Here is a 21,305-nt window from a genome sequence, read left to right as displayed (position 1 = left end):
AAACCACTCCTAATCCACGGAGATCTCATGTAAAAAAAAGAGAGAAGCCGTCTCAGGGGCAACACGTTGAAGCTCCCCGCAGCTCATGACAGGAAAATAGACGGAAAACGGACCGCCCATGGCCGGATGGATGGGCTGGTCGTTGATGCGATACACCAGCATCACGTCACAGGAGAGAAGCGGGGCCACAGGCAACGTGATGGGCTTCCCCGCAAAAGGTGTCAGGGTCAGCTCCCCGCCGGTGACATCCTCTCCGTCAAACAGGGCCGCTAAGGGGACGGCCGTTACCCGGCACGGCTGGTTCAGCTTGGGCAGGTCCCACCGGTACCCCAGGGGAATAGAGAGATAAAGGGTCCGGTGCTCCGGCAACAAGGCATCCAGGTCAGGCAAGGTGTAGGTTTTTGTTTTCCCGTTGACGGACACCCTCACCTCCGGATCGTCCAGGTAATCCGGGACCAGCGTATCCACGTACCAGCAATAGGCGCTCTGGTGCATGCCCATCTCCGGAGGGAACAAAAGCTTCAGGGGCCCCCCGAGATAACGGCTCAGGGGCTTGCCGTCCTGCTCTGAGGCGATGATCACCCCCGGTTTTGAAACCACCTCGGCGGGAAGGTACACGGTGTACTGATCGTGGCCGATGAGCGTGACCCCCGCCATGTCCGTAACACCCGCCCGGCGAAGAATCCGGTCCAGGGGAACCCCCGTGAAGGAAAAGGAGCCGCCGGTGTCAAAGTTGGGATCCCCGGAGGAAAGGGTCACCGCTCCGGGAGCCCGGCCCCCCACGGCAACAGATACCGTGCCGTGCCCCTTTTTTCCCCCCATCACCTTGACGCACCCGTCAGGGCCCGTCTCTGCGAACAGGAGGGCGGCATGGCAGAGAAGAAGCCATGCGAACACACACAAACGAAGGGTACAGGAGCGCACCGTCATATCCTCTCCATGATGGGTTGAAACACAATGTCACCCGGAAATGTCGTAAAAAAACCATCAGGCCGACACAATACAATGCTATGCGACTCGTAAAAATATCCGGGTTCAGGGTTTTGTCATCCGGCAAAAATGGCGTACCTACGAAAAACGTATCGGCCGTTAAAGCTGATTAGTTAAACGCTATTCGGTGGCACCGGGTTTGCCTGCCCGGCTCGTCCTTGAGTTGACCCGTGGCGGGAAGCGCGGTAGGGTGCCTTCATCCCCCCCTACAAACCGGAACGTGTTCGCCCACGACGCCCAAGCCCGGATATTTCATGAGAAAACGACAGGGCTACAGGGGTAGGGAATTATGACAGATGGCCAGTGTGACAAAAATTAGTTATTTCAAGAACGCACCATGTAATTCACCGGTTTTGGCCCGATTTTCTTACCCTTCGGGCGCACTCGACTCGTGAAATATCCGGGCAAGGAGCCCCCATGATGTCCCCTTTGTTTGCCACCGGATTCCAGACCGTCTTTTTCTCCATGCTGCGCATCGTGGTCGTGGCCCTGCTGGCAGGTATTCTGGTGAGGCGTCGGGTCATTCGGTCCGAAGACATCGACACCCTCTCCCGCATCACCATCCATGTGCTGCTTCCCTGCCTCATCCTCACCTCCCTGATCACGCGCCTGGACACCGGTTCAACGCCCCTGTGGTGGATCCTCCCCCTGGCCTCCATGGCCATGAACCTGGGCGGCCTCTTTTTCGGATGGGTCCTCTTCGGCCGGACCACACGGCGCCACCCGGAGCTCATCGCCATGAGCGGCATCCAGAACTCCGCCTACCTGGTCCTGCCCGTGGGGCAGGCCCTTTTCCCGGAGACCTTCGACACCTTCGCCGCCTACTGCTTTCTCTTTGTCATCGGAAACACCCCCATCCACTGGACCCTTGGGGTGCGCCTCGTGGGGGGCAAGGGCAAGGTCCGCTTAAGGGAAATGATCAACCCGCCCCTTGTGGCAAGCCTTGCCGGAGTCGCCATCGCCTTGTCGGGGCTCTCCCCCCATGTGCCGTCCCTTGTCCTGGACGCCACGGGCCTCCTCGGAAGCGCCACCATTCCCCTTGCCACCTTCATCCTCGGGGCCACCTTAGGGGAGGTTCGCCTGCAAAAGCTTCCGCCCTGGCACCGCCTCCTTGGCCTTGCGGGCGTCAAATTCGGCCTGGTCCCCCTCATCACCTGGTGGGCCATCTCCGCCTTTGACCTCGCCCGGCAAAGCCCCCTCATCGCCTCCCTCTTCATGATCCAGGCCGCCGCCGCACCGGCCACCAACCTCATCCTCCAGGCCCGGGCCTACAACGGCCGCACAGAGGTCATCGGGGGCGCCATGCTGGCCTGCTACGTGGTCTGCCTTATGTCCATCCCCTTCTGGCTGACCCTGGCCACAGGACCGGTATCCCCCTGAGAACAGCCGGTGCCACCCTTGCCAGCAGCCCGGGATTGCGCTAAAAGAGACGGATTGTGACGATTGCATAAAGGAGTGATGATGGAGAGCGCACAGGAAAACCTGAACCGGTATCTGGAAATGGAGACGATCCTCAACCGGTTTTTCGGGATCTTTGACTTCTGCCTCAAAGGATGCGTGCTGCCCGAGCTGGAGCGCAACGGCAACCAGCCCTTTGCCGCCTGCTGCAAGGACAAGTATTACAAGGTCTACGATCTGGACCACCCCAGCTTTGACCTCCTGCGCAAAGAGCGGGAAGCCCTCTACGGCAAACCCGAGGACGTGAAAGAGTCCAGCCTGGTGAGCCCCTGCGAGTACCACACCAACACCGGCTGCACCCTTCCCACCCACAAAAGCCCCATCTGCCTGGCCTTCATGTGCCGAAAGAGCATCGACGCCCTCCGCGACGGCTACGGCATTTATACCTATGACTACCTGGGATTCAATTACGCTCTGGAATGGATCCTCACCGGCGACATGTCCCTTGCCGACTACGCCGAGTTCCGCCAGAGCTGCCTGGACATGATCACCACCCTGGAGGCCAGGTCCGCCCAGGCCTGCTGACGCGCCCGGCCACAGGGGCGACCCACATGGAAGCCGTTGATTATCCGGTATATCTCTGGTACGTTCGAACAATCACGGCCACGTTCTGCAGGCCCGCAGGACCCCGTCAACACATCGCAGCCATACCCAACAAAGGGGAACCCCGCCATGAAGACGCCGCCGTCCTTCCTTCGTCCCGGTTCTGTTTGCCCTTGCCTCCTGCACCACCCTCATGAACCTCATGCCCGAGGTTCCGCGACACCAAACGCCGAAATCTACGACATGGCCGACACCATGGCCTTTCCCGAAGCCCGAAAGCTGGGACGGTCCAAGGAGCGCCGCATGGGCCTGAAAAAGGGCCAGTGGATCACGGTTCTCCAGGAGACCCTGGACGGGGATAAAAATGTTGCCCTGACCACCACCAAGGTCATCTCCGTGGACGGCAACACCGTGACCCTTGAGACGGAAAGCCTCTCCGCATCCAATGAGGCCCGGCCCCTCCACAGCCAGGTCACCTTCGAGAATTACCCGGTGTGGGGAAGCCTCTTCTATACCCGGGACGAATACGACCGCATCGCAGGGCAGCTCCGCATCATCCGGGTCCGCACCAGGGAGGGGGACGGCCCTGTCAACGACATGGACCCTGAACTCCTGGCCATGGCCCGGGGCCTCACCGAAAGCGCCCTGGCCGGTTCCACGGTCCGCGTGGGGGAGGCCGAGCGCCAGGCCTACGACGGTACCTATATCCTGGCCCGCAGCTGCTTTTCCCACAGCTACACCGTCACCGTATCCGGCATCACCTCCAGCGGGCGCAGCCTGAGCCACAGCTCCGTTCCGGTCAGCGGCGCCATCCTCATCGAAGACGAACACACCCGGGCCACCACCATCGCCTACGGATACAATGGCGCCACCTCGGTGTTCCCACCGTAACCAGCCTGAACCGGGAGGGGGGAAACCGATCAGTAGGATTTTTGCCCCCCCCATGCATGGGAGCAGCCATGGACACCCCCGTCACCATCCCCCCTTTGTCGCGAAGAGAATTTCTAAAAAAAACCTCTGCCGCAGTGGCAGGTTCCATGGCGGCAGCCGGATGCGCCGGTCACACGCCTGCCATCGCCCCTGCCCATCCAGGCGAACCAACGCCCCACAGGACCCTGTTCACCAACGGACAGCTTCTCTCCCTGCCCGAAGGACGGATCACCCCCGGCTGGTCCCTGCTGGTGGAGGCCGGACACATTGCCTGGGCCGGTCCGGGCACGCCCTGTTCCGGCCTGGATGCCCGGCACATCGACCTCCAGGGAGGGTACCTCCTGCCCGGCCTCATGGACGCCCACTGCCACATGACCCTGCCTTCGGCCGCAAGCTTCTCCCCTTTGCTGGGGCTGGCCACCTGGCGACAGCTCAGAAGAAATTTCGAGAACCAGCTCGGCTCCGGGGTCACCCGCGTCCGGGACATGGGCGCCATGCCACCGGTATTGAGCACCCTGGTCCGCCAGGTGGATAAAGGCGAGCTGGCCGGGCCGGACGTGATCACCTGCAACGCCATCTTCAACGTGGACGGGGGCCACCCCGACATCTCCCCGTCCGATGTCTCCTGGGTCGCGGCCTTCGGCAGCCTCTTTACCGGGGCACCCACTGTCTCCTTCAAAGAGGGGGAGCTGGCCTCAGCCTTTGAGGCCAATTGCCGAAGCGCCGATTTTGTCAAGATCACCCTGGACAACACCTCCCTCATCGCGGGCAAGCCCTTTATCAACCGCTACAGCGACCCTGAACTCGCCACCATCTTCCGCCTGGCCCGGGACGCAGGAAAACCCGTGGCAGGCCACGCCATGAGCCGCTACGGCGTGGACCGCGCCCTTGCCTACCCCATCCACTCCCTGGAGCACACCGTCTCGGACGGCCCCCTGGACGAAGCAACCCTCAAGGCCATGGCCGACAACAAGGTCTCCGTGGTGCCCACCACCATCCTGGCCAACCTCTACACCCTGCTGGATCTTGCCGAGCCCCTTCCCAAAGGCCTCCTCTCCCGCAGGGCCCTTTTGGAAGCCCCCATCCGGGAGGCCTACCTCACCGCCGTCACCGAGGACGACGTGGAGCCCGCCATCCACGAAAACAACCTGGCCATGCTGGACGCCATGCAAAAACACCCCTTTTCCGAGCTCTACACACGGGGCGAGTACACCTTCAACCCCCACCTCTTCTTTCCCATCCTCACCCACGGCCAGAAAAACCTCATGCGCATGAAAGAGGCGGGCATCCGCATCGGCTGCGGCACCGACGCAGGGGTCCCCCTGAACTACCACGGCGCCATCGTGCGCGAACTCCAGTGCATGGCCCGCCTGGGCTTTACCAACACAGAGGCCCTCACCTGTGCCACCGTAAACAACGCCCACATCCTTGGCGTGGAAAACGAGGCCGGCACCCTCGCACCGGGCAAACGCGCCGACTTCATCACCATGGCGGAAAACCCCTTGCAGGACCTCGCGGCCTTAAACAACCTCACCCTCATCGTTAAAAACGGCACCGTGTACGAAAAAACCTAAAACCGTGCCTCCGGCGGCGAGGTGAGCCACCTCGAAAGCATATTGCCGGTGGTTTAGCCGGACTGTCTTCCATGGTTACAGTTGGTGGAAAGAGCAGCCTCCGGCTGCCAGGAAATGATCCCCTGGCTCCCAGGGTGCGACGTTGATGAATTCACGCGACAACACGCAAAAAGCCCTGATGATCTGCAAGAATCATCAGGGCTTTTTTGTGTTCTCTATAGCAAAGGAAAAGCACCTGCGTGCCCTTGGGTTCACGGGCAAGGCCCGTCAGCGAATGCGATGGCCTGAGGAACGAAGGCCGGGAGCATTCGCGAACCAGGGATCCAAGGGCTCAGCCCTTGGCCGCCGGAGGCCGCTTTTTCTTTCTTACGAAAGATCAAACAGGGCTGTGGTGTTGTTCCAGACGGTCTCGGCAAGGAGTTCCACGTCGTCGCCGCGAACAGCAGCCAGCTTGAAGAGCACCTCGCGGACAAAGGCGGGCTCGTTTCGACGCACCTTGTTTTTGTGGGGTGCGGGGGTGAGGTAGGGAGCGTCGGTCTCCACGAGGAGGCGCTCCCGGGGGATGGCAAGGACCTGTTCCCGGAGGTGCTCGCCCCGCTTCTGGATGGTGACGATGCCGGTAACGCCGATGTGGAGTCCCATGTCCAGGTAGGCCTCCATCTCCTGGGTGGAGCCGCTGAAGCAGTGGACCACGCCGCGCAGGCCGTCGAACCGGTGGGCGGAGAGCATCTCCAGGAACCGGCCCTCGGTGTCCCGTTCGTGAAAGATCAGGGGAAGGTCAAGGGATTGCGCCACCTCAAGCTGACGGACAAACCACTTCTCCTGCACGTCTTTCGGGGAGTACATGCGGTTGAAGTCCAGGCCGCACTCACCCCAGGCCTTGACCCTATCCCCCTTGGCCAGTTCGGCCAGGCGGGTCAGGACGCCCTCGTCGGTGTCGGCGGCGTCGTGGGGGTGGATGCCCACGGAGGCGTAGAAAAAATCGGAATTGTCGGCAAGGGCTGCGCAGCGCCGGGAGCTTGCTTCGGAAACACCCACCACCATGGCCCTGACCACGTCGGCGGCCTCTGCCCGGGCCACCACCTCATTCAAGTCATCCTGGTAACTCTTGTCATCCAGGTGACAATGACTGTCTATAATACGCATATCGCTGTTGCTTTGCTCATCGGTGTTCAAAAGAGGATGCATCGTCCGGAAGGCCCGAAAGGGGCGAGCCGGACCGGTCCGTCACACGGCCCACGCACATCACGCCGGGTAAGTCGGCTTCGATGGCCGCAAGGGTATCCGGGTTGCAGGCAAAAAGCAACTCGTACTCTTCTCCCCCGGAGGCCATGTACGTAAGAGGGTCTTCCCCTGTGGCCCCGCACCAGTCGGCAAGGGCGCCGTGGGCCATGTCCGGCCTCAGATCAAAAACCAGGCTCACCTTGGATTCCCGGGCCAGGTGCCCGGCGTCTCCGGCAAGGCCGTCGCTGATATCCATGGCGCAGCGCACCCGGTGTTTTCTCAGCACCTCGGCCGCATCGAATCGGGCTTCGGGTTCTTTGAAGGCCTTCACAAGCTCAGGGTAACGGGTTTCCTGGGTTTCCAGGCACCGAAGCCCGGCCCGGGCCAGACCCAGGGGGCCGGTGACGCACACCAGGTCTCCGGGGCAGGCGTCTGTTCGACGGGGCATGCGCCCCTGGCCCTCACCCACGGCAAAAAGATCCAGGGAGAGCTCGGAGGCCCGGGAGGTGTTGCCTCCGCCCAGGTCGCACCCGTAACGCTCCAGCGCATGACCCAGGCCGTCGTAGAGTTCCTCGGCCACGGCCCCGGGGAGTGTGGGTGGAAGCCCCAGGTTCACGAACAGGGCCACGGGCCTGGCAAAAGAAGCGGCAAGATCGCTTAAGGTGACGGAAACGGCCTTGGCGCCGATCTCAAAGGGGGTCTGCCAGTCGCGACGGAAGTGCACCCCTTCCCGCTGGGTGTCGGTGGTGATCACAGGCTGGGCAAGCCAGGCCAGAAGGGCGGCATCGTCCCCTGCGGCCACGCGGCAGGGACGGTAAAGGCTTGCCCTGTGGGGCCGCCGCGTCACCAGGGTGTCGATGAGCCCGAATTCTCCGGATTCTTTGGGGTCTGAAGTCAACGGAAGCGCCTTTGTGTGTGGGGTACGCATGGGGTTGGATGCGACGGCCCGTGCAAAACCCAGAGGGACCCGGGGCCGGGCGGCGGACTCAGCCGAAGAGGCTGGCCATGGCCTCGAATCGCTCAAGCTGGGTGTCGCCGTACCGGGCCATGAGGCGTCGCACCTTGTCCATGGATTTTTCAACGGTCAGGGTGTCGGGGTTTTTGGAAAAAAATTTATCGGCGTAGCAGATGATCTTCTCTTCCAGGGTTTCGGGCTGGAGGTCCCGGTGGGGCAGGGGCAGATCAGCGTCCATGATCTCCCGGGCCGAGAGCCCGGCCCCGGTATGGCGCTCGCACACCCGGGCATGACGGGGAAGCCCCGCCTCCAGGAGCATTTCAGCACCGATGACGCCGTGACGGATATAGGGGGCCTCCCCCCGGCACCCGATGCCCGGCGCCCAGGTACGGACCATGCCGATGTCGTGGAGCATGGAGGCCTCCTCGATAAACCGGAGGTCCGGGTTCAGGTGGGCCACCCGCTGAGCCACGGCCAGTGCCTTGTGGGCCACGCAGCGGCTGTGGGTCAAAAGCACCTCAAGGGCTTCTGACCCGTTGCCGTAGTGGGCCTTCAAGATGGCGTCGACGTCCACACTCATCGCTTGCGCCTCGCCATGAGGGCGGCTTCGATGAAGGGATCCAGGGCACCGTCCATGACGGCCTTGATGTTTCCGCTCTCTTCATCGGTGCGATGGTCTTTCACCATCTGGTAGGGATGCATCACGTAGGAACGGATCTGGCTGCCCCAGGCGATCTCGTCCTTGTTGTCGTGCATCTCCTGCATCTCGGACTCCACCTTCTGCATCTCCACCTGGTAGAGGCGGGAACGCAGCACGCTCATGGCGATTTCGCGGTTCCGATGCTGGGAGGATTCCTGCTGGCACTGCACCACGATCCCCGTGGGGATGTGGGTGATGCGCACGGCACTGCTCGTCTTGTTGACGTGCTGGCCGCCGGCACCGCTGGCCCGGAAGACATCCACGCGCAGGTCTTTCTCCTGAACGTCGATGACGATCTCGTTGTCCACTTCGGGACAGACGAAAACCGACGAAAAGGAGGTCTGCCTCTTGCCGTTGGCGTTGAAGGGAGAGATCCGCACCAGCCGGTGCACACCGCTCTCCACCTTCAGGTAGCCAAAGGCGTTGGTCCCGGTCACCGTAAAGGTGGCACCCTTGATCCCGGCTTCGTCACCGGGCTGGTAGTCCACCATGGTCACCTTGAACCCCTTGTGCTCACACCAGCGGGTGTACATGCGCAGCAGCATCTCAGCCCAGTCCTGGGAGTCGGTGCCCCCTGCGCCGGGGTTGATGGAAACGATGGCGTTTCGATCGTCATCTTTTCCATCGAGCATCATCTCAACAGAGAGGCTCTTCAGTCGCTTATCAATCCCGTCGGCATCACGCTCTTCAAGGGTCTCCTTGTCGCCCTCTTCCATGGCGAGTTCCAGCAGGAGTTCACCGTCTTCGATGTCCTTTGAAAGCTCGTTCCAGTTGTCTAAAAGGGTGGTCAGGAAGGACCGCTCCTTGAGAACGGCGGTGGTGGCGTCGGGATTGTTCCAGAAGTCCTTGTGGGACACCTGGGCTTCAAGTTCTTTTAGTCGAAACTCTTTGCCAGGCAGGTCAAAGACAACCTCCCAGCTGTCCCAGGCGAGTACTGAACTCTCGAAATGCCTGTTTCAACTCAATTGACATGTTTTATCTCCTTAAAGGGCTTGCCGTCAAAATCGTCTGCCCACGCCCTCAGCAACGCCCCCCGGACGGGTCAGCGATGGCAGAGCAATGGGTTACCAGCCGGTACACACCCGGCCTCAACTCCCCTATCTACCATTGATCCCCAGACAGTGAAACCGTTTTTTCATGCCCCCCGGAAAAGCCCCTGGCCTTTCACAGAAATCGCCGCCTGATGCCCCCGCCCACCGGCCCGAAAGCAAGGGCCATGGCAACACAAAGCCATGCAAAAAAATCACCGTAGCGCACATACAGGCTGGTCAGGGTCATCACCGGAAGGGAGGCCACGCGCCAGGCCTCTTCATACAGGTCCGTGGCCCCGCTCACGCGCCCCACGGGGTCCACAAACCCGCTGATGCCGGTGTTGGCGCTGCGGGCCAGGGCCCTTCGGGTCTCCACCGCCCGGAAACGGGCCATCTGAAAATGCTGGTAAGGTGCCCCGGACCGACCGAACCAGGCGTCGTTGGTCAGGTTGATGAGAAGCCCCGCTCCAGACCGCACCGACGCCACGGAGAGCTCCGGGAAGATGGACTCAAAGCAGATCTGGATCCCGGCGTGCCAGTCCAGCCCCTTGATGGTGTCTCCCTTGGTCCCGGCAGAGAAATTACCGGCCGAGGCCACCAGGCGCTTGACGAAAAAAAGCAGGTTCTGAAACGGGATATACTCCCCGAAGGGAACGAGGTGCACCTTGTCGTAGCTGCCGATGACCGCCCCTTCCGAGGTGACGGCATAGGCCCGGTTAAAATAGCGCCACCCCTGCCCTGCGCGTTCCGCCGCAGGGGCTCCCAGGATCCAGTCCGCATCTCCTTTGGCAAGCCCCCGGTTCACCTCGCGGGTCAAGAGCCCGTCCACCGGGTTCAGGTAATAAAAAGGTGTGGCTGTCTCGGGCCATACAACCACGTCGGGCTCTTTGGCCAGGGCTTCCGTTGAAAGCGTCTGATAGGTCTTGATGGTTGCGGTCTGGTAGGCTGCGTCCCACTTGACCGCCTGATCGATATTTCCCTGAATCACAGCAACCTTCAAGGCCTTGGCCTTGCCTTGCGCTTCATCCACCTCGGCCATGCGATGGGTGCCGTAGGCAAAGGCCCCGCCCACACAGGCAGCGGCCAGCGCCACCGCCAGCACGGGTGCGCCCCACGCCGAACCGAAATGCCCGTCGCCGTTTCGCCCCATTCCGTGCACCACGCACAGGGCCAGGGCCGTGTTCACCAGCACCACGAGGAACGAAAGCCCGTACACTCCGGTGACATCCGTCAGCTGAATAAGGGCCAGGGCATCCTGCTGGGTGTAGCCCAGAAGCCCCCAGGGAAACCCGGTGAGGGCTTTGGTGCGGAGGTATTCCAGGGCAACCCAGAGAACAGGGGCCAGCACCAGGGAATAAAGCGTACCCCGTCGCCAGCGGGCAAGGCACCAGGCAAAGGCCCCGACGTAGGCGCCAAGGTAAAGGCAGAGCAGGAGAAGGGCGGCAATGCCCGCAATCCAGGGAATACCACCGTATTGATGAATGGTCCCCACCACCCAGCGCAGCAGGGCCAGAAAATGAAGGACACCGGTGAGATACCCCACCCGCAGGGCGCGCTTGGGTTCAGAGGTCAGGGAAATCACGATCAGGGGAACAAGGGCCCCCCATGCCAGCAGCCCCAGGGCGGGGCCGGGAAAGGCAAAGGTCAGAAGAAGGGCCCCGGCACATGCCCAGAACAGCTCCGACCGGATCCGGGAACTTGACTCCCCCCGCCATACGGCGATGTCGCTTAAAGATACCACCTGTTTGTCTCCTCGCATGAGATGAGATGCGGAGCCGTGGGCTCCGGCTGAATTCAGTGCTTGCGGTTTCCATGGGGTCGGACCTGCCAACGGCCCTCAGCTGCCAACTATTGACCAGCCGCGGGCAGGGTGTCAATGGATTTTGCGACGGCTTGCGGCCCGCGCCAGCCCACGAATTCCTCATAAGGACAAGCGGTTGGGCCCATATTTTTATTTGTGATTTCCCAACCGGTGTGGTAAAAATAGCCATATATGCACCCTTGATGAGGAGGCTGCGGCCTTAATTCCTGACAAACGCCTCACACCGTAAGGGCACTGTCCCAATCCCCAGGAATCATAAACCGTGAAACCGTTACCCTCAGCGGAACCGATACGTCGACCAACGGGCCAGACAGCCCCGCCATTTCACGCTGACATCCCTCTTTCCCGAGCCCACCCCTTCGACAGGTGACGCGGCATGCGCAGCACCGCCAGGATTGCCGGACAAGAGGCCGGGGCATGCCCGGCCCACAACCCGAACAACCATAATGACGCCACAACCCCATCCTTATTTTAACGACGAAAAGGTGGAACATGAGTGAAATCATTCGAGATGACCGTCGCGTGACCATTCGCCCAGGACGAGATATTGTCGCCTCCATGGCCGGCGAGTTTCGATCGGAATTAAACGGTGAGATTGCCGAAGAGCTGGAGGAACTGACCATCGACCTGCATGGGGTTGAGATGGTGGACTCCGTGGGGATCGGGGTCATTATCGCCACCCACAACACCCTGGACCAGCACGGCGCCACCCTGAAGGTGATCAACATTGCCGAAGACATCTACGGGCTCTTCACGACCATGCGCCTGGATCGCCACTTTACCATTGAAAAGGCGGGGGATTCGCCCTGAGGCGAAGGCAGGGGCGGCCTTCATTTCGGCCATAAAAAAACCACCCCTCTTTTCAAGGGGTGGTTTCAAGAAATCTGGTCGGGGCGGCAGGATTCGAACCTGCGACATCCTGCTCCCAAAGCAGGCGCGCTACCAGGCTGCGCTACGCCCCGATTAAACGACAGGGAAACTAACACAGTTGCCTGGACCATGCAAGGGCTAATACCGCCGCCTGCTCAGCGCAGGAGATAAGCATCGATCCCGGCAGCCACGGCGGCTGCCACCCGCCGGAGGTGCTCGGGACTTTCGAGCCGCCCCTCTTCAGGGATGCATGGCCGCTCCCACCTCCAGAAGCACCACCGGCATCCCGGCGCCCCTGGCTATTCCCAAGGGGACCGCCGAGTAATCCACCCCTTCATACCCGTCAAGAAGGGCCAGGGGCCGCTCCAGCACCGTGGCCAGTGCCTGGCTCTCCGGAATATGGGGCCGATGGCCTCCGCCCCATCCGTTATCACGGCCCGAATCTGTCGCACGGCCCTTGGGTTCATGCTGAACAAAAAGGGCGATGCGGTTGGCATCACGGGAGAGCCCCCCACCTGCGTGCAATGAAATCAAGAGGTCACCGTGGAAGCTGTTGGCAAGTTCGACCCGACGCATGACGGACATCTCGCGGTCCGACTCCCGCGTCAGGCGCACATCACAGGAGAGTCCCAGCTGCCGCCTCAGTTCGAGGGCCAGGGCCAGGGCCACATCTTTCTCTCGGGACCCGTAGGAACCGGTCACACCGACATCGTCGCCGCCGTGCCCGGGATCCAGGACCACCACGGGCCTCTCCCCCCCATAACCTGCTGCCGCAAACAGCAGAACCATGACACAGGCGGAAACCAAGGCCACGGCCTTCGGCCCCCTTCCACTTTTGAGCATTCCTTCACCCCTTCGGCGGCGCTGCGCGGGGAGGATGAAACCCGAAGCCCCTTCTCATCACGCCCTTCACCAATAGTATTTGACATTGCCCGAAAAATTTATTGTCAATTTCGCCGATTTTAACCCAGGGCCCCCGAGAATCGCCCAAAATCTTGATTCCAAGGCCCTTTCAGGCGTTCAACGCCGCTGAAAACTATAAAAGATAAAGCGGCATTTGAACAGGAAAAAACATCCCCCGAGCCCCATGCCGAAACCCGGCAGGCACCGGAAGATGATGACATTATGAAACAGGGCTGCACCCTCGCGCGGCCCTTACGGGTATTCACCTTTTGCCGACCAAAGGGTGGGGTAACGTCAGCAGCAATCAAGGCGCATGTCGACCGCCTGGTTCCAGGCAGGCCGAAAGGGTGCCGAAGTGGAAAGGATCACAATGAATTTTACTGTAGAAGACGTCAGCAGCGTCAAGAAGACCCTGCATATCGAAGTGCCGAATGAAACCGTTGTTGGCGAACTGGATGCCGCATACAACCAGCTGAAGAAAACAGCCAAGGTCAAAGGCTTTCGCCCCGGCAAGGCCCCCCGTTCCGTTCTGGAGCGCATGTATAAAAATGATGTCCACGGCGACGTCGTCTCCAAACTGATCCAGTCCGCTCTCATGGAAGCGATCCGTGACAAAGAGTACAGCATCATCGGCCAGCCCGAGCTGGTGGAAGCCCCCGAGCTGGATCCTGCGGCTGATTTCAAATTCACCGCCTCCGTTGAACTCCGCCCCGAACTCGGCGAGATCAACTTCAAAGAGATGAAAATCACCAAGACCCTTTACAAGGCCACCGACGAAGAGCTCGACGCCCAGCTCCAGATGCTTCGCCGCAACGGCGCCAAGCGCGAGCCCATCGCCGAGGCACGCCCCGCAGCCGACGGCGACTACGCCGTGCTGACCTACGAGGGTTTCAAGGACGGCGAGTCCTTCGAGAACACCCCCCTCGTGGAAAACCAGCAGATGAAGATCGGCGCTGCGGCCATGAGCAACCAGTTCGATGAGCAGCTCGTGGGCATGAACGCCGGGGACGAAAAAGAGTTCGAGATCACCTACGCCGACACCTACGTCAACTCCAACCTGGCGGGCAACACCCTCACCTTCAAGGTGAAGCTCAACCAGATCCTGGAAGAGGTGCTCCCCGAGCTCACCGACGAATTCGCCAAGACCATGGGTCCCTTCGACTCCATTGACGCCCTCAAGGAAGAGATCGTTAAAAACCTCACCGCCAACTACGAAAAGAGAATGGAGCAGGAGCTCAACGAGCAGATCTTCTCCACCCTCATCGAGCGCCATGAGTTTGACGTCCCCGACATCATGATCGAGTACGAACTCGACGCCATTCTGGCCGAGGCCGAGCGCGCCTTCCAGATGAACGGCATGAGCATCGAGCAGCTTGGCAAGAGCCGCGAAGAGCTCCGTGATCAGTACCGTGAGCTGGCCGACAAGCAGGTTCGCCGTCACCTCCTCCTGGCCGCCATCGTCCAGCAGGAAGAGATGGAACTCACCGACGAAGAACTCGAAGCAGGTTACGCCGATATGGCCGCCATGGTGGGCCAGCCCGTGGACGCCATCCACGCTTTTTACCAGGCCAACCCCGACAAAATCGATGTTTTGAAGCTTACCCTGCTTGAAAAAAAGGCAGTGCGTCTTATTATTGAGATTAGCGACGTTGACGAAGTGGAACCAACGCTCGAAGACGCAGACGCCGCGGAAGCGGACGAAGCGTAACGCCGAATTAAAACCAAGGGCTGCCCTTTGGGGCAGCCTTTCACCAAGGAGGAGACACTCGTGCCACTTATCCCCATGGTAGTTGAGCAGACAAGCAGAGGTGAAAGGTCGTACGACATCTATTCACGACTTCTCAAAGACCGGATCGTTATTTTAGGCACCGCCATCAACGATGAAGTCGCCAACCTGCTGGTGGCGCAGCTACTCTTCCTGGAATCGGAAGATCCTGACAAAGACATCTACCTGTACGTCAACTCCCCGGGGGGGTCCGTAACAGCCGGTATGGCTATTTACGACACCATGCAATACATCAAACCGGAGGTTGCTACCGTCTGTATCGGACAGGCCGCCAGCATGGGGGCCCTGCTCCTGTGCGCAGGGGCCGAGAAAAAACGATACAGCCTTCCCAACTCCCGTATCATGATTCACCAGCCATTGGGTGGAGCCCAGGGCCAGGCGGCGGATATCGAAATCCACGCCCGGGAGATTCTCCGCATGCGCGAAGAACTCAACAACATCCTGGTAACCCACACAGGGCAGCCCTACGACAAAGTTCAGGCGGATACCGACAGGGATTTCTTCATGTCCGGCCTGGAAGCCAAGGAGTACGGCCTCATCGATCATGTCGTCAAGAACAGGGAAGATCTGGCGAACCTTGTAAAATCGGAGGAGTAATCCATGACAAAACAGTCGGACGGAAATGATAAGCTTTTCTGCTCGTTCTGCGGTAAAAACCAGAAAGAAGTCAAGAAGCTCATCGCCGGTCCCGCAGTGTATATCTGCGACGAATGCATCCAGCTCTGCAGCGAGATCATTGAGGATGAAGGCATCAAGGAGCCCCAGAGCCCCGAAGTGCTCTTGACCCCCAAGGAGATCAAAGAGCGACTCGATGAGTATGTCATCGAGCAGGATCGGGCCAAGAAAGTCCTCTCCGTAGCCGTCCGGAACCACTACAAGCGACTGGACTCGGCCATGAGCTCGTCGGAGGTGGAACTTCAAAAAAGCAACATCCTGCTCATCGGGCCCACCGGATCGGGGAAAACCCTGCTGGCTCAGACCCTGGCGCGCTTCCTGGATGTGCCCTTCACCATTGCCGACGCCACCAGCCTCACCGAGGCAGGCTACGTGGGCGAAGACGTGGAGAACATCATCCTCTCCCTGCTCCAGAATGCGGATTACGACGTGGAACGGGCCGAACGCGGCATTGTCTACATCGATGAGATCGACAAAATCGCCCAGCGTTCCGACAACCCTTCCATCACCCGGGATGTCTCCGGTGAAGGGGTGCAGCAGGCTCTCCTCAAGATCATCGAGGGAACAACGGCCAGCGTCCCCCCCAAAGGGGGCCGTAAGCACCCGCAGCAGGACTTTGTCAAGATCAACACCAACAACATCCTGTTTATCTGCGGCGGTACCTTTACCGGCCTGGAGAAACTGGTCCAGAGGCGAACCGGCGAAAAAGCGCTGGGCTTCGGGGCCACCGTCACCAGCCGACAAGACAAGAGCCTGGGTGAACTCCTCACGATGGTTCGACCGGAAGACCTCATCAAGTTCGGGCTCATCCCCGAATTTCTCGGACGCCTTCCCGTCATCGCCACCCTGAACGAGCTGGGCGAAAACTCACTGATCAAGATCCTGACGGAACCCAAGAACGCACTGATCAAGCAGTTCCAGAAGCTCTTCGAGTTCGAAGACGTGAAGCTCCGGTTCACCGACGACGCGGTGAAGGCCATCGCCCACGAGGCGGTGGAACGTAAGTCCGGTGCCCGCGGCCTTCGGGCCATCCTCGAGCGATCCATGCTTGATATCATGTACGAAATCCCTTCCCTGGAAAACATCAGCGAGTGCGTGATCAATGAAGATGTGATCCTCGAAAAAATCATCATTCTCTACGAAACACCTCAGCAGCAGGCTTGAGGAACACGGAACCCCTCCGCGGAACCACCTGACGTACCGGCGCAGGACCGGCCCCGTCCTTCAGACCCCCGCGGGTGACTGTTCCCCTGGCCCTCTGGCCGGCACAATCCGGTTGAACGCCCTTTCCGCCCCTTAGCGGTGCGGAAAGGGCCCCGGTTTGATCGGCGATCCCCTGTGGGACCATCCTTTGAACGTGCCCTTCAGGCCGCTGACCCTTCCTCCTCGACCAACTACCTTATCAGATGATGGTGAAGAAGCTCCGATGATCAATATACCGAAGATATTTAAAAACGATGATTCCAGTTCCAGCCGTGTGACGCTTCCGATTCTTCCCCTGCGGGACATCGTGGTTTTCCCCGGAATGGTGGTGCCCCTGTTTGTGGGACGGACCAAGTCCGTCAACGCACTGGCTGAGGCCATGGGAAAAAACAAAACCATTTTCCTGTCGACCCAGCGCATCGCCGGAGTGGACAACCCCGAAGAGCAGGACATCAGCAGTGTCGGAACCGTGGGCACCATCCTTCAGCTTCTCAAACTGCCCGACGGCACGGTCAAGGCCCTGGTGGAAGGCAAGGCCCGAGGCCGCATCGTCTCGTTTATCCCCGGCGAGGAATTCCTGTCCGTGGATGCCGAGCCCATGCCGGAAACCCCGGTGACCGAAGCCGAAGGCGAAGCCCTGTCCCGGGCCGTCATCGATGCCTTTGAAGAGTACACCAAGCTCAACAAGAGCATCTCCAAAGAGCTCATCGGAAAAGTTGCCGCCATCGAAGAATCAGGAAAGCTGGCCGACACCGTCGCCTCCCACCTGCCCTTCAAGGTCGCCGACAAGCAGACCCTTCTGGAAGCGGTGGACATCGGCAAGCGCATGGACATCCTTCTGGGGCTCATCAAGCGCCCCCCGAGAAGGCGAAATCTTCGAAATGGGTCAGAAAATTCGCGGTCGGGTGAAAAACCAGATCGAGCAGACCCAGAAAAACTACTACCTCACCGAACAGATGCGGGCCATTAAAAAGGAGATGGGTGCCGACGACAGCGCCGACGACGAACTCCAGGAGCTTGAGCAGCGCATCAAGGGCAAGCGCCTCTCCAAGGAGGCGGCCTTCAAGGTGAAGCAGGAATTCAAAAAGCTCAAGATGATGTCGCCCATGAGCGCCGAAGCCAGCGTGGTACGAAACTACATCGACTGGATGCTGGACCTGCCCTGGTACAACCGCAGCAAGACCAAGAGCGATCTCACCGAAGCCGAGGCCATCCTCAACAAGGACCACTTTGGCCTGGAAAAGCCCAAGGAGCGCATCCTGGAGTACCTGGCCGTGCAATCCCTGGTCAACAAGGTGCGGGGCCCCATCCTCTGCCTGGTGGGCCCTCCGGGTGTGGGCAAGACCTCCCTGGCACGCTCTGTTGCCCGGGCCACGGGCAGGCGCTTTATCCGCATCTCCTTAGGGGGCGTGCGCGACGAAGCGGAAATCCGGGGACACCGCCGCACTTACGTGGGCGCCATGCCCGGTAAAATCATCCAGAACCTGAAAAAAGCCGGAGTCAACAACCCGGTCTTCTGCCTCGACGAGGTGGACAAGATGAGCACCGACTTCCGGGGCGACCCCTCGTCCGCCCTTCTGGAGGTACTGGATCCCGAGCAGAACAACACCTTCAACGACCACTTCCTTGATGTGGACTACGATTTGTCGGACATCCTGTTCATCACCACGGCCAACACCCTCTCGGACATCCCCCTGCCCCTGCAGGACAGGATGGAGGTGATCCGTATCCCCGGCTACACCGAGCAGGAAAAATACATGATCGCCAAGGACCACCTCATCCCCAAACAGACCAAAATGAACGGCCTGAAAGTGGATGAGATCGACTTTACCCGCCAGGCGGTGTTCGACATCATCCGCAACTACACCCGGGAGGCAGGGGTTCGTAACCTGGAACGGGAGATCTCCGGCGTCTGCAGGAAAAGCGCCCTGGAGGTGGTCAAGAAGAAAGCGAAAAAGCCGGTGAAGATCGTGCCGAAGAAGGTGGAAAAGCACCTCGGCCCCATCCGCTTCCGCTACGGCCAGGGAGAAGAGAAGGACCAGATCGGCATTGTCACGGGCCTGGCCTGGACCCAGGTAGGGGGCGAGCTCCTCTGCATCGAGACAGCCCTGATGCCCGGCAAAGGCAACCTCACGGTCACGGGCAAACTCGGGGACGTCATGAAAGAGTCGGCACGGGCCGCGGTAAGCTACGTGCGATCCAAATCCGCAGCCCTGAAGCTCGACGACGATTTCTACAGCAAGGTGGACATCCACATCCACGTACCCGAAGGAGCCATCCCCAAAGACGGCCCCTCTGCCGGCATCACCATGTGCACGGCCCTTGTCTCCGCCTTTACCAAATACCCCGTGGACAAAGATGTGGCCATGACAGGCGAGATCACCCTCAGGGGACGGGTCCTGCCCATCGGCGGCCTCAAGGAGAAGATCCTTGCCGCCCATCGTGGGGGCCTGAAAAAGGTGATCATCCCCAAAGAGAACGAAAAGGACCTGGAAGAGATTCCGGCCTCCATCCTCAAGCAAATGGAGGTGGTTCCGGCCGACCATCTGGATGACGTGTTAAACGAAGCCCTTATCACGCCTGAAGGAACCAGCCTTTTCACCAGCCCGGAGCTGGCCTGATCCGAGGCAAAAAAAAATAACACCGGGTCACTTTATTCCCTTGACGTGACCCGATGAATATTGCTAAAAAGGCTTCGTTCCTGAGGGCGAAAGCCTTCACGGCAACGGGCGATTAACTCAGTTGGTAGAGTGCGACCCTTACAAGGTTGAAGTCGCAGGTTCGAGCCCTGCATCGCCCACCACCTGCGGGGGTGTAGTTCAGTTTGGTTAGAACGCCAGCCTGTCACGCTGGAGGCCGCGAGTTCGAGTCTCGTCACTCCCGCCACCATAAAAAGAACAAGGGTTCCTTTTTTAAAAAGGAACCCTTTTTTTATGCCCTGAAAATGCCTTTTTCATCCCCCTTACAAAAAAAAGGCCCCGAAGCCATGCCCCGGAGCCTTTAAAGTACGGTCGCTTCCGCGTTCGTTAGTCGCCGGACGCCCCGGGCGATGCCGCAAGGAAATCGGCCAGGGCATTGGCCAGCCCGACGAACTCGGCCACCGTCAGGGACTCGGCCCTTCGGTTCACTGCGATCCCCGCAGCGCCCAGCACCTCCTCGGCCTGTACCGGACTCAGGGGCAGCTCACTATTGGACAGAGCGTTGCGAAGGTTCTTGCGACGTTTCCCGAAAGCCGCCTTGATCACGGCAAACAATAACGCCTCGTCCGTGGCCACGTGGGGCGGATCGGCAAGGAAGGTCACCTCGATCACCTCAGAGTCCACCTTGGGCCGGGGAAAGAACTTGGAGGCATCCACCCGCACCAGGGTCCGAATCCGCGCACAATAGCCCAGCATGGCCGCCATACGGCCAAAATTCCGAGTTCCCTCAGGGGCCGTGATGCGCTCGGCCAACTCCTTCTGGAACATGAAAAGGGCCTTTTTCACCCAGCGACGCTCACGAATCATCTGCACGAGAATCTGGGACGAGATATTGTACGGGAGGTTTCCCGCCACAATAATGGGCCCCCCGTGGGCCTCGGCGATCTCCGTCAGGCTGACGTTCAGAATGTCTTCATTCAATATCTCCACGTTCTCGGTGCCCGAAGCAAGAAGCTCGGAGCGAAGAACAGGCAGGATCTGGCTGTCTTTTTCAATGGCACATACGCGGGCAGCCCGCTTTGCAAGGGGCACGGTCAAGGCCCCCAGGCCCGGGCCGATCTCCACCACAAGGTCCTCGGGCGCGATGCCCGCGCGCTCGGCGATAAGCTCCGGCACCGAGGGGTCGTTCAAAAAATTCTGCCCAAACTTCTTTTTCGCATGCATATCCCACGCAGCCAGGGTAATTCTAGGCGATGTCATCGTCACTCTCCTCGCCGCATTGGCGATTTCCATCATTCTTGTATCTTGATTTACTGATCACTTTTACACTCGTGTATGTGCCCGCAATCATCTTTCGCGTTAAAAAATAGGTTACAATGGTAGGAATAACAGCCAACACAATACTTCCCGCAAGCATCATGCACGCCAGCCCGAAATGGTGAGCAAGAAAGCCTTTGATCCGTTCCAGTTTTTCTGCCAGAGGGATCCCGCTTTCCATCACCCGAATCATCAGGTCGATATTCGGTCCATCCCCGCGGTTCCCGCCGAACAGCCCCACACCGACCTTGTAACTGCTGTAATAAAACAGGGGGATCGTCAACGGATTGGCAATCCAGACCCCTATTGCTGCCGCCGGCTTACTGCCATGGAGAACAAAGGCCAGGACGATTGCTAAAGCCGTATGAAAAGGAATGGTGGGAGTTACACCCACAAACACGCCGATTGCCATTCCCATGGCAATATAGTGAGGATAGCCCCAACCTCTAATTTTTTAGAAAGAAAAACGAAAATTGTTTTTTTTATTTTGTTCCAATACTTATGTCATTAGACATAAGGATTTCTGTCCAGATAAGAATCATTGTTCAAATCCCTAAAAAAGCAAAGCCTTAGAAAACAACGTCACATAAACAAAAACTGTAACAACGACCTAATTTTTTTCCCGGGTGGACGTTTTCGTTACAGTGACTGTCGCAGGGTATGGAAAGGGCTGAAACGGCACCGA

At 59.7% G+C, this 21,305-nt stretch carries 19 protein-coding genes and 3 tRNA genes; 12 read left to right on the top strand and 10 right to left on the bottom strand.

What is annotated here, in order from left to right:
- Positions 1-9: 9 nt before the first annotated feature.
- A complete protein-coding gene (locus ACOYW2_RS29200) occupies positions 10-930 on the bottom strand; it encodes a molybdopterin-dependent oxidoreductase (RefSeq protein ID WP_482421100.1) in 921 nt (306 codons plus the stop codon).
- Between the two features lie 477 nt (positions 931-1,407).
- On the opposite strand from ACOYW2_RS29200, the gene ACOYW2_RS29195 reads away from it, so the two are divergent.
- The 4 genes from ACOYW2_RS29195 to ACOYW2_RS29180 all read left to right on the top strand — a co-directional run bounded on the left by ACOYW2_RS29195 (position 1,408) and on the right by ACOYW2_RS29180 (position 5,495).
- Positions 1,408-2,370, top strand: coding sequence for an AEC family transporter (locus tag ACOYW2_RS29195; protein ID WP_482768880.1), 963 nt, complete (start codon positions 1,408-1,410; stop codon positions 2,368-2,370).
- A 78-nt stretch (positions 2,371-2,448) separates the two neighbouring features.
- Positions 2,449-2,973, top strand: a complete 525-nt coding sequence (locus tag ACOYW2_RS29190) for a hypothetical protein (RefSeq protein ID WP_482768879.1) — start codon at positions 2,449-2,451, stop codon at positions 2,971-2,973.
- A gap of 261 nt (positions 2,974-3,234) precedes the next feature.
- Positions 3,235-3,882 (top strand): hypothetical protein, encoded by a 648-nt coding sequence (locus tag ACOYW2_RS29185; protein ID WP_482768878.1) that lies wholly within the window; start codon positions 3,235-3,237, stop codon positions 3,880-3,882.
- Positions 3,883-3,950: 68 nt separating this feature from the next.
- Positions 3,951-5,495: an amidohydrolase family protein gene (locus ACOYW2_RS29180; RefSeq protein WP_482768877.1), complete on the top strand. Its 1,545-nt coding sequence runs from the start codon at positions 3,951-3,953 to the stop codon at positions 5,493-5,495.
- A 366-nt stretch (positions 5,496-5,861) separates the two neighbouring features.
- Here ACOYW2_RS29180 and ACOYW2_RS29175 read toward each other — a convergent pair whose 3' ends face one another.
- The 5 genes from ACOYW2_RS29175 to lnt all read right to left on the bottom strand — a co-directional run bounded on the left by ACOYW2_RS29175 (position 5,862) and on the right by lnt (position 11,146).
- Positions 5,862-6,641, bottom strand: a complete 780-nt coding sequence (locus tag ACOYW2_RS29175) for a TatD family hydrolase (RefSeq protein WP_482768876.1) — start codon at positions 6,639-6,641, stop codon at positions 5,862-5,864.
- A 16-nt stretch (positions 6,642-6,657) separates the two neighbouring features.
- Complete coding sequence (thiL, locus tag ACOYW2_RS29170) at positions 6,658-7,617, bottom strand: thiamine-phosphate kinase (RefSeq protein WP_482768875.1); 960 nt, start codon at positions 7,615-7,617, stop codon at positions 6,658-6,660.
- Positions 7,618-7,705: 88 nt separating this feature from the next.
- Complete coding sequence (locus ACOYW2_RS29165) at positions 7,706-8,254, bottom strand: HD domain-containing protein (RefSeq protein ID WP_482414654.1); 549 nt, start codon at positions 8,252-8,254, stop codon at positions 7,706-7,708.
- Positions 8,251-9,346, bottom strand: a protein-coding gene (prfB, locus tag ACOYW2_RS29160; RefSeq protein ID WP_482768874.1) for a peptide chain release factor 2 whose coding sequence is annotated in 2 segments (ribosomal slippage) — positions 8,251-9,288 and positions 9,290-9,346 — 1,095 coding nt in all. Because the reading frame shifts where the segments join, the coding sequence is not laid out codon by codon here. The genes ACOYW2_RS29165 and prfB overlap by 4 nt, the downstream gene beginning before the upstream one ends.
- 192 nt (positions 9,347-9,538) lie before the next feature.
- Positions 9,539-11,146 carry an apolipoprotein N-acyltransferase gene (gene lnt, locus ACOYW2_RS29155; protein WP_482768873.1) on the bottom strand — a complete coding sequence of 536 codons (1,608 nt, stop codon included), beginning with the start codon at positions 11,144-11,146 and terminating at the stop codon, positions 9,539-9,541.
- Positions 11,147-11,719: 573 nt separating this feature from the next.
- On the opposite strand from lnt, the gene ACOYW2_RS29150 reads away from it, so the two are divergent.
- Entirely contained in the window at positions 11,720-12,037 is a 318-nt protein-coding gene (locus ACOYW2_RS29150) for an STAS domain-containing protein (RefSeq protein ID WP_180137228.1), read from the top strand.
- A gap of 75 nt (positions 12,038-12,112) precedes the next feature.
- Here the strand turns inward: ACOYW2_RS29150 and ACOYW2_RS29145 are convergent.
- Both ACOYW2_RS29145 and ACOYW2_RS29140 read right to left on the bottom strand, forming a co-directional pair.
- A tRNA-Pro gene (locus ACOYW2_RS29145) sits at positions 12,113-12,189 on the bottom strand.
- Positions 12,190-12,337: 148 nt separating this feature from the next.
- A complete protein-coding gene (locus tag ACOYW2_RS29140; protein WP_482768872.1) occupies positions 12,338-12,940 on the bottom strand; it encodes an N-acetylmuramoyl-L-alanine amidase family protein in 603 nt (200 codons plus the stop codon).
- A gap of 430 nt (positions 12,941-13,370) precedes the next feature.
- Here ACOYW2_RS29140 and tig point away from each other — a divergent pair, with 430 nt between their 5' ends.
- The 7 genes from tig (at position 13,371) to ACOYW2_RS29105 (ending at position 19,550) form a co-directional block, all read left to right on the top strand.
- A complete protein-coding gene (gene tig, locus ACOYW2_RS29135; protein WP_482414650.1) occupies positions 13,371-14,708 on the top strand; it encodes a trigger factor in 1,338 nt (445 codons plus the stop codon).
- Between the two features lie 60 nt (positions 14,709-14,768).
- Entirely contained in the window at positions 14,769-15,383 is a 615-nt protein-coding gene (gene clpP / locus ACOYW2_RS29130; RefSeq protein ID WP_482414649.1) for an ATP-dependent Clp endopeptidase proteolytic subunit ClpP, read from the top strand.
- 3 nt (positions 15,384-15,386) lie between these two features.
- Positions 15,387-16,625, top strand: coding sequence for an ATP-dependent Clp protease ATP-binding subunit ClpX (gene clpX / locus ACOYW2_RS29125; protein ID WP_482768871.1), 1,239 nt, complete (start codon positions 15,387-15,389; stop codon positions 16,623-16,625).
- A gap of 262 nt (positions 16,626-16,887) precedes the next feature.
- Entirely contained in the window at positions 16,888-17,634 is a 747-nt protein-coding gene (locus tag ACOYW2_RS29120) for an LON peptidase substrate-binding domain-containing protein (RefSeq protein ID WP_482421088.1), read from the top strand.
- A complete protein-coding gene (lon, locus tag ACOYW2_RS29115) occupies positions 17,546-19,285 on the top strand; it encodes an endopeptidase La (RefSeq protein ID WP_482421087.1) in 1,740 nt (579 codons plus the stop codon). The genes ACOYW2_RS29120 and lon overlap by 89 nt, the downstream gene beginning before the upstream one ends.
- A 106-nt stretch (positions 19,286-19,391) precedes the next feature.
- A tRNA-Val gene (locus tag ACOYW2_RS29110) sits at positions 19,392-19,467 on the top strand.
- 5 nt (positions 19,468-19,472) lie between these two features.
- Positions 19,473-19,550 (top strand) — tRNA-Asp (locus ACOYW2_RS29105).
- 140 nt (positions 19,551-19,690) lie between these two features.
- On the opposite strand, the gene rsmA is transcribed toward ACOYW2_RS29105, so the two are convergent.
- A complete protein-coding gene (rsmA, locus tag ACOYW2_RS29100) occupies positions 19,691-20,563 on the bottom strand; it encodes a 16S rRNA (adenine(1518)-N(6)/adenine(1519)-N(6))-dimethyltransferase RsmA (protein ID WP_482768870.1) in 873 nt (290 codons plus the stop codon).
- On the bottom strand, positions 20,550-21,044 hold the full coding sequence (locus ACOYW2_RS29095) for a DUF2062 domain-containing protein (RefSeq protein ID WP_482771104.1): 495 nt from the start codon (positions 21,042-21,044) through the stop codon (positions 20,550-20,552). Before ACOYW2_RS29095 ends, rsmA begins: the two co-directional genes overlap by 14 nt.
- Between the last annotated feature and the right edge of the window lie 261 nt (positions 21,045-21,305).

The organism is Desulfoluna sp. CLI2B, from assembly GCF_056847375.1.
This window is presented reverse-complemented; position numbering and strand designations above follow the sequence as displayed.